Here is a 7,509-nt window from a genome sequence, read left to right as displayed (position 1 = left end):
CAAAAACGCCCGCTCTAAGGTGCACGCCAGAGCAGTCTTGAGATGCATTCATCCCCGGCGTGAACGCCGGGGCTTTCTGCAAGAGTCCCAGTAACGCAGGTCGGATTACTCAATGACCGAGCCGAGGGCTCGTGGAGCTCGCGATCAGTTCTTCCGGAAGTGATGGCCCGAGTCTCCCAGGTGCGGCGGCTCACCGTAGCTGCCACTGTGACCTGCATGGATCCTGCCTGTCGATGTGCTTGAGGCGATCGTCCAGGACCGGGATCTGCGCGGCAAGGACGGCGACGATCTGAGCGGCGACGTCCTGGCCGGGCAATGCGCTGTGCTGGGCCTGGGCCGCTTCCAGCGCGGTGGCCGCGACCGCGTCGGCGGCGCGCACGCCGTGGTTGGCCAGCCATGCGGTCAGCCTTGCCAGGCCGCGGCGGCGGATGGCGGGCGGGGTCCGGTAGCCGGTCACCTTCTGCCCCTCTCCCCCACCGCCCGCAAGGCCGGGCCGGGTCGGCAGGGTGTTCGACGGCGGCGGCCGGTGTGCAGGCGACTGTCGAGCTGCGGCCTGTCAGGTGAGACTCGCGGCCTGGTTCCCTGTGTCCTGGGGCGCGTTCTCGCGGCGCGGGAGCAGCAGCGGAGTCGCCAGGAGGAGCACTCCGGCGGCGGCGATCGCGATGCGGGGGCTGGTGACGGTGGCCAGCAGACCCCACACGGCGGTCAGGACCGCGATGCCGGCACTGCTGCTGACCGACCACGCGGCCAGGGTGCGGGCGACCCGGTCGGCGTCGGTGTGGTTGAGCCGGTAGGTGGCCAGCACTGGGTTGAACACGCCGCAGCAGGTCACAAGGCCGAGTTGGACGACGATGACGAGCACCATCCCGGAGACTCCGGGTTGGACGAACGCCAATCCGACAGGCCAGCACGCGCGCAGTACCCCAAAGGCGAACATCACCCTGTGCTGTCCGGACCGCGCCACGAGTCGGCGCGCCAGGCGTGAGCCGACGAGGCCACCGACGCAAGGGGCCGCGAACACGAGACCGTACTGCCAGGGTGCGAACCCGAGGCGGCCCAGAAGAAGTACGGCGAGCAGCGGCTCGGAGGCCATGATCAGTCCGTTGACCGTGATCGTGTTGAAGAACAGCGGGCGCAGCGCGGGGTGAGCGAGAATGTGGCGCCATCCTTCGAGCAGATCGCCCGCTCGCAGCCGCGGTGCACCGGTCCGCGCGGGGCGCGGTTCCGTCCCTCCGATGGCGCGGATGCCCAGGGCCGAGAGCAGGTAGCTGACCGCATCGGCCATCACGGTCGTCACCGGGCCGAACAGCCCGATCGCGGCCCCGCCGAGCGGTGGTCCCACCATGGTTGCGGTCCACGTCGTGGACTCGAACCGGCTGTTCGCGACGAGCAGATCCTGCGGCGGCAGGAGCGCCTTCACATACGCACCGCTGGCCGCGGTGAACGCGATGTTGGCCGCGGCGGCGACTACGGAGACGACGATGAGCTGGGCGAAGCTGAGCCAGCCGAGCGCGAAGGTGGCAGGAACGCTCATCAGAGCCGCGAACCGGACCAGGTCCATCGCAACCATGACAGGCCGCTTGCGGCGGAACTCCACCCACGGACCGAGCGGCACCGCCACCACCGCCCCCACTGCCCGCCCCGCGGCAGACAGCGCCGCCACCTGGGCCGGACCGGAGTCCAACACGAGGACCGCGATCAAGGGAAACGCACCGAACCCGAGCCCGGTGCCGTACGAGCTGACCGCATACGCCGCCCACAACCACCCGAACCGCCGCCCCAGCGCCCGCCTACCTGTCATACCCGAAGCACCTCTCGCCGGCCTGAACAACCACACGCTGACCATCGGCATCAAAGCGAGCGGCAGATGGTGAGATCAAACAACCGATCGACGAGGAAACCACAACCGTTCGTTGTACCCATGGCATGTCGGCGTGGATCTCGATGCTGTGCGCACCTTCGTGGCCGCCGTGGACGCGGGGCGTTTCCAGGACGCCGCTGCCGAACTGACGATCAGCCAGCAGGCGTCTGCAAACGCATCGCCACTCTGGAGAAAATCCCGGGTGTGCGGTTGTTCACCCGCACCGCACGGGGAGCGAGGCTCACCATCGACGGACAGGCGTTCCTGCCCCACGCCCACGATCGCCTACGGGCCGAAGAGCGAGCAGTGGCCTCCGTCCGTCCCGACGGCCGCATGCCGCGCGTCGATGTGATCGGCCGACGGCTCGCCCCGGCTGCCTTGCTGCGTGGCTTCCATCGCGGGCATCGGCGAGGTCGAGTTGGACGTCGTGACCTTCTCGGCGCCGACGCGGCCATCGACACCATCCGGTCCGGCACGATCGACGCCTTCTTCCGCGCCGTCGCCTACTCCGAGCAGCCTATGCGTCCCAAAGCCCTCCCAGCGCCAGCAGTTCGGCCCGGTGCTCGATCCGGTCCGCCCACTGAGCGGGCCAGGCGTCCGCGCCCAGCCAGGCGCCCGCGAAGGCGCCGGTGAGGCAGGCGATCGAGTCCGAGTCGCCGGAGGAACAGGCGGCTCGGCGCAGGGCGGTGACGGGCTCATCGGGGAAGAGCAGGAAGCACAACAGGCCGGTGGCGAAGGCCTCTTCGGCGACCCAGCCCGGACCGGTGGCCAGGCACGGGTCGGTCTCCGGTGAGACGGTGCGCACGGTCTCCTGGAGCCGGCCGAGAATCTCCAGGCACTCGTCCCAGCCGCGCGCGATGAAGTGCTCGGGGGTGGGGTCCTGGGAGCGGGTCCACAGGTCGCCGAGCCAAGTGTGGTGGTAGCGGGTGCGGTTGTCGTAGGCGTACGACCGCAGTCGGCCGACGAGTCCGGCGGGGTCGGCGCCCTGGGCGAGCAGGTGCACGGCGTGGGCGGTGAGGTCCGAGGCCGCCAGGGCCGTCGGGTGGCCGTGGGTGAGCGCCGATTGCAACTGGGCGGCGCCGGCGCGCTGTGCTTCGGTGAGCCCGGGGGCGAGCCCGATGGGGGCCACGCGCATGTTGGCGCCACAGCCCTTGGAGCCGATCTGGCTGGCCTCCTGCCAGACCCGTCCGTCCGCCTTCAGCAGATGGCAGGCGGTCAGGCAGGTGTTGCCCGGGGCCCGGTTGTTCTCCGGCGACTGGTACCAGTCGACGAACTCCTCGCGCAGCGGCCGCTCCAGCCGCTTCGGGGTGAGCATGCCTCGGTCCATGGCGGTCCTGAGTGCACGTCCGAGGGCGAGGGTCATCTGGGTGTCGTCGGAGACGAACGCGCGCTTCGGCAGTTCCATTTCCCGCCAGGGACCGCACTTGGCGAGGATCGAGGGCACGTCGTTGAACTCGGTCGGGAAGCCGAGGGCGTCCCCGAGGGCGAGCCCGATCAGCGCTCCGGTCGCGGCGCGTTTGCTCACCGTCGTCGTGGTCATGTTGGAAGCCCCTTCCCCTGCTTATCGTCAAGACGACCATAAGCGCGGAAGGGACTCCTCACAACCTCCCGAGTCGGCCCTCGCTGCGTCGCAGGACACGTAACCCATCACGCTGGAAGGGCCGTTAGCGAGTGGCTTCCCAGTCGTCGAGCAAGGAGCCCAGCACTTTCCAGAGATCGGCAGGCTGCGGCTGCAGAGCGCGAGCCACGGGTGCCGGCCTTCGGTCCACATCCGTTCCGGGGCGGGTTCGTAGGCGGGGACCTCGGCGTACTGGGAATGTCCGCTCGAACCAGAGGCTTCACGTTGGTCACCTATGCTGCCGCGCTCGACGTCCCACGCCACATCGTGGAGTTCCTCGCCCGGCTGCTGGCCGCCCACCGGTGCGGGATCGGCACGCCGAAGGGCTTTCGTGCCCTGAGCCCGTTCCGCCAGGCGGTACTGGTGCTGCGCTGGTTCCGAGAACACAGCTGCGTGCACTGCCTGGCCCGGGACGCCGGGATCTCGCAGGCCACCGGCTACCGCTACCTCCATGAGGGCATCGGCGTGCTGGCCGCCCAAGCGCCTGACCTGCACGAGGTGTTGGACCTCTGCCGCGCACGGGTGCCGTAGCGCCACCCGGCCGGGGGCGCCACAGGGGGCGGCTCCCCGGATCTCTCGTCAGCGGTGCGGCACGAGGGCCTTTCCGGTCGCCGGTGCGGATGTGGCAATCCGCACCGAGCCAGGCCCTCCTCACCCATCTCAAGATCCCTGAGCCAAGAGGTCCGTCACCAACCTCCGTGGCCGGAACATCGCCCGCCGCCACGGCCTCGTATGAAGTCGGTCCGTGTCCAGCGGCTGGTCAGTGCGACGGGCACGGTCATGGTCTACCGGCAGGTCGTCTCCCTCGACGGGTGGCGTCATCGGGCGGGTGAATGTCCTTTAGACCCCGTCCCCGCATCGCCGTCATTCGGAGTTCGGCAGAAGTTCTCCTACCGGACAATTCCGTGGCCTTCCGTCCGACAGGTGCACGCCTAGTCTTTTTTCTTACTCCTGTTCCGTGCTGACACCGGTCAACTCTTCGCGAGACGATTGAGGTCATCGGTTCCATGAAAAGCCGCTCCCTGCTTCGCAGTTCGGCCTCCCGGCGCCTGCTCCGTCCCGTCGCCGAGCTTCTCGACAAGCGCATCGAGCGGCAGGTCCGCTCCGCGGTCGCCCGGTCACAGTCGGAGAACGAAGAGCTCAAGCGCGACATCCAGGTGCTGAGACAGCATCAGTACACCTTCGACCTGCTGGTCGGCCCCCGTGCCCGCGGCATCTCACGGATTGTCGTGCCGAGCGCCATGGACCGTCTCCAGGCCGAGGTCGCGGCACTGGGCGGCGGCGACCGCCAGGCGGCCGAGCGCAACGTCGCGGCGGCCTTCCGGCTGCTGGTCGCGCTGGAGTCGCTGGGCGTGGGCCGGATCGCGGGCGGCACCATGAACATCTGCGGCAAGCTCGGCTCGATACCGCTGCTCGACCCGCCGAACGACGAGATCCTGGAGATCGGCACGCTTTACGGCATGTTCTCCGCCGGACTCATCCGGATGCTGGAGCGCGACGGCCGCAGCCCGAGCCTGACCATCGTCGACCCCTTCGCCGGCGTGCAGTTGCAGCCCGGCACCGAGCACCGGTCCGACCCCACGGGCACGCCGGTCGACGAGCACGCCGTCCGGACGAATCTGGCGCTGGCCGGCTCCGCGGGCGTCGCTGCCCGGATCCAGCAGGGCTTCTCCGAGGACCCCGAGACCCGCGCGGCCGTCTCCGACCGCCGCTACGGTGTGATCATCGTGGACGGCGACCACTCGGCCGAGGGCGTCGCCAAGGACCTGGAGTGGGCGGAGGAGATCGCGGCACCCGGCGGGATCGTCGTCCTCGACGACTACCGCGACCCGAAGTGGCCGGGCATCAAAGACGCTCTCGACAAGCACCTCGCGGGCGACACGCGCTTCACCTTCCTCGGCAAGGCGGCGCGGTCGGCGTTCCTGCGGGCGTCCTGAGAGGCCTGGAGGCCCACGGCCGACCCTCGGGCACTCCTCTGCCGCACCTCGGGCACACCAGCAGATCGGGACTCGCCGAGACGAGCTTGTCTTCCGCGAGGGCGTGCGGGGGCTGCCTGTCGGGTGCGGTCATCGTGCTGGGGCGATCCACCATGGCCGACACGGTGCGGTCCGACATGTTCGGCCGGACGGCGAACTCGAACGTTGTCCCTGCGATGTTCCGCAGGGTCCCATCGTCGTTCCGAAGCGCGTAGGACCGCTCCCACTGGCTGCCGGCAACCGAGCTGACCTGTACCTGGTTCGGGAGGGCGAGCGCCGCGTCGACCCCACCCGGCCCGGCCGGCCACCGAAGTTCGACTCAACGAGTGGCTGTGAGCCGGCACCGTCCTCCTGGCACCGGAAGTTCAGCGGTGGCTCAGAACATTGACCACTCGGCCGTTGGGGTCGCGGACGAAGAACCGCCGTACGCCCCACTCCTCGTCCTGCAGGGGGTGAACGATCTCCGCGCCGCTGTCCCGCATGATCGCGTAAGCCGCCTCCACGTCGTCGACCTCGACGCTCATGTCGGGGGTAACCGGGGCGGTTTTGTCGCCGGTCATAACGCTGACCTGGGCCGCCGGGCTGGACGGCGAGGCAAGCGTCGTGATCCAGCCGAGATTCATGACTTCTTCAAAGCCCAGCAGGCCATAGAACTCCCGGCTCTCCTTCGCAGCCTCCGACTGGATGATGGGCATGACACGGCGAACGGCCATCGACGACTCCTGAGGTCGAACACGCACGGATCCAGGACTGTCCAGGAGTACTACGGCCCGTCCGCCGCCGCACGCACTTTGGCAAGACGGCCTAGACATCACCGTCTCTCCCCGTGCTCGACCCACCACCCTCCCCAGCCCCCATCCCGTCCGACGCCGCCCCACACACCGGGGCCGCGTCTGCTCGGCTCTGCCTGGGCTCATGGTCAGCAGGCTCACCTGTCGAGGACCGGCCACGAGGACCGGGCCGCGACCCCTCCGCCGGACTCCTGCCTCTAGCGCATCCACAGATTGGAGGAGCTCACCAGCCGCGACCTGTCCCAATGGCGGGACCGCCTCGACTTCCAGCTGGCCCTCGAGATCTCCCGCGATCGGCTGTGGGCTCACCGAAAGTGATGGTGAGCAGTCGACGTTGCGGGCAGGATGGACGCCATGACGGTTGAAGGCTCCTCCATCGACTCCACCGAGCCCAGCATCGCCCGCGTCTACGACTACCTGCTCGGTGGCAAGGACAACTACGCCGTGGACCGGGAGATCGGCGACGTGTTCAAACGTGACCTTCCTGGTTCGGTGGCCATCGCCTTCGCCAACCGCGCAGCTCTGACCCGGGCGGTCGAGGAGATCGTGACGACCACCGACGTACGGCAGTTCATCGACCTGGGCAGTGGTCTTCCGACCGCCGACAACGTCCACCAGGTCGCGCAACGGCACGCTCCCGAGTCCCGGGTCGTGTACGTCGACACCGACCCCCAAGTGCTGGTCCACGGCCGGGCACTGCTGGAGGAGAACGACCGGACCCGGGTCGTCCCGGTCGATGTACGGAACCCCGAAGACATCCGTACCCACCCGGACACGCGGGAACTGATCGACTTCGATCGCCCCGCCGCCGTCGTGTTCAGCGCCATCCTTCACCACGTCAACGACAAGGAGGACCCGGCTGGAATCGTCCGCTACTGGCGCGACCAGGTGCCCTCGGGGAGCTACTTCTTCGTCAGCCACTTCCGTTCCGGCAACAACCCGGAGACAGCGGAGGCCGAGGGAATCCTCCAGCAGACCTTCGGCCGCGGCCTGTGGCGCACCGACGAGGAGATCGAATCCCTGCTGGACGGCCTGGAGATCCTCGAACCCGGGATCGTCCCCGCACCCCTGTGGCGTCCCGACGTGGTTGACGGCCCATGGAGCGGCAACGGCGAACGGGAGCTCACCGTCTGGGAACGTCTCATCGCCGCCGGGCTGGCCCGGAAGGCCTAGGGCGTGTTTCGAAAGTCCCGCCTGCCCCGCGACGCCTGGCACGGCGCCTCGCCGCGTTGTCGGGATCGCCCGCGTACGCCCAGTACGCGG

The 7,509-nt window shown here is 69.0% G+C and carries 6 protein-coding genes and 2 pseudogenes; 4 read left to right on the top strand and 4 right to left on the bottom strand.

Annotation, left to right across the window (positions count from 1 at the left end):
- Positions 1-190: 190 nt before the first annotated feature.
- Both ACFY4A_RS41980 and ACFY4A_RS41975 read right to left on the bottom strand, forming a co-directional pair.
- Entirely contained in the window at positions 191-457 is a 267-nt protein-coding gene (locus ACFY4A_RS41980; protein WP_390834585.1) for a hypothetical protein, read from the bottom strand.
- Positions 458-556: 99 nt separating this feature from the next.
- Complete coding sequence (locus ACFY4A_RS41975; protein ID WP_390834584.1) at positions 557-1,801, bottom strand: MFS transporter; 1,245 nt, start codon at positions 1,799-1,801, stop codon at positions 557-559.
- 133 nt (positions 1,802-1,934) lie between these two features.
- Here ACFY4A_RS41975 and ACFY4A_RS41970 point away from each other — a divergent pair.
- Positions 1,935-2,362: pseudogene (locus ACFY4A_RS41970) on the top strand (LysR family transcriptional regulator); the annotation flags it as partial.
- Between the two features lie 16 nt (positions 2,363-2,378).
- On the opposite strand, the gene ACFY4A_RS41965 reads toward ACFY4A_RS41970, so the two are convergent.
- Positions 2,379-3,401: an ADP-ribosylglycohydrolase family protein gene (locus ACFY4A_RS41965; RefSeq protein WP_390834583.1), complete on the bottom strand. Its 1,023-nt coding sequence runs from the start codon at positions 3,399-3,401 to the stop codon at positions 2,379-2,381.
- Between the two features lie 303 nt (positions 3,402-3,704).
- Between ACFY4A_RS41965 and ACFY4A_RS41960 the strand changes: the two are divergent.
- Both ACFY4A_RS41960 and ACFY4A_RS41955 read left to right on the top strand, forming a co-directional pair.
- A pseudogene (locus tag ACFY4A_RS41960) lies at positions 3,705-3,998 on the top strand (IS5/IS1182 family transposase); the annotation flags it as partial.
- Positions 3,999-4,486: 488 nt separating this feature from the next.
- Positions 4,487-5,416, top strand: coding sequence for a class I SAM-dependent methyltransferase (locus ACFY4A_RS41955; protein ID WP_390834582.1), 930 nt, complete (start codon positions 4,487-4,489; stop codon positions 5,414-5,416).
- 404 nt (positions 5,417-5,820) lie between these two features.
- Here the strand turns inward: ACFY4A_RS41955 and ACFY4A_RS41950 are convergent, their stop codons facing one another.
- A complete protein-coding gene (locus ACFY4A_RS41950; RefSeq protein ID WP_390834581.1) occupies positions 5,821-6,168 on the bottom strand; it encodes a VOC family protein in 348 nt (115 codons plus the stop codon).
- Positions 6,169-6,600: 432 nt separating this feature from the next.
- Here ACFY4A_RS41950 and ACFY4A_RS41945 point away from each other — a divergent pair, with 432 nt between their 5' ends.
- Entirely contained in the window at positions 6,601-7,419 is an 819-nt protein-coding gene (locus tag ACFY4A_RS41945; protein ID WP_390834580.1) for an SAM-dependent methyltransferase, read from the top strand.
- Positions 7,420-7,509 lie beyond the last annotated feature (90 nt).

It is taken from the genome of Streptomyces sp. NPDC001292, assembly GCF_042896465.1.
Lineage (GTDB): Bacteria > Actinomycetota > Actinomycetes > Streptomycetales > Streptomycetaceae > Streptomyces.
This window is presented reverse-complemented; position numbering and strand designations above follow the sequence as displayed.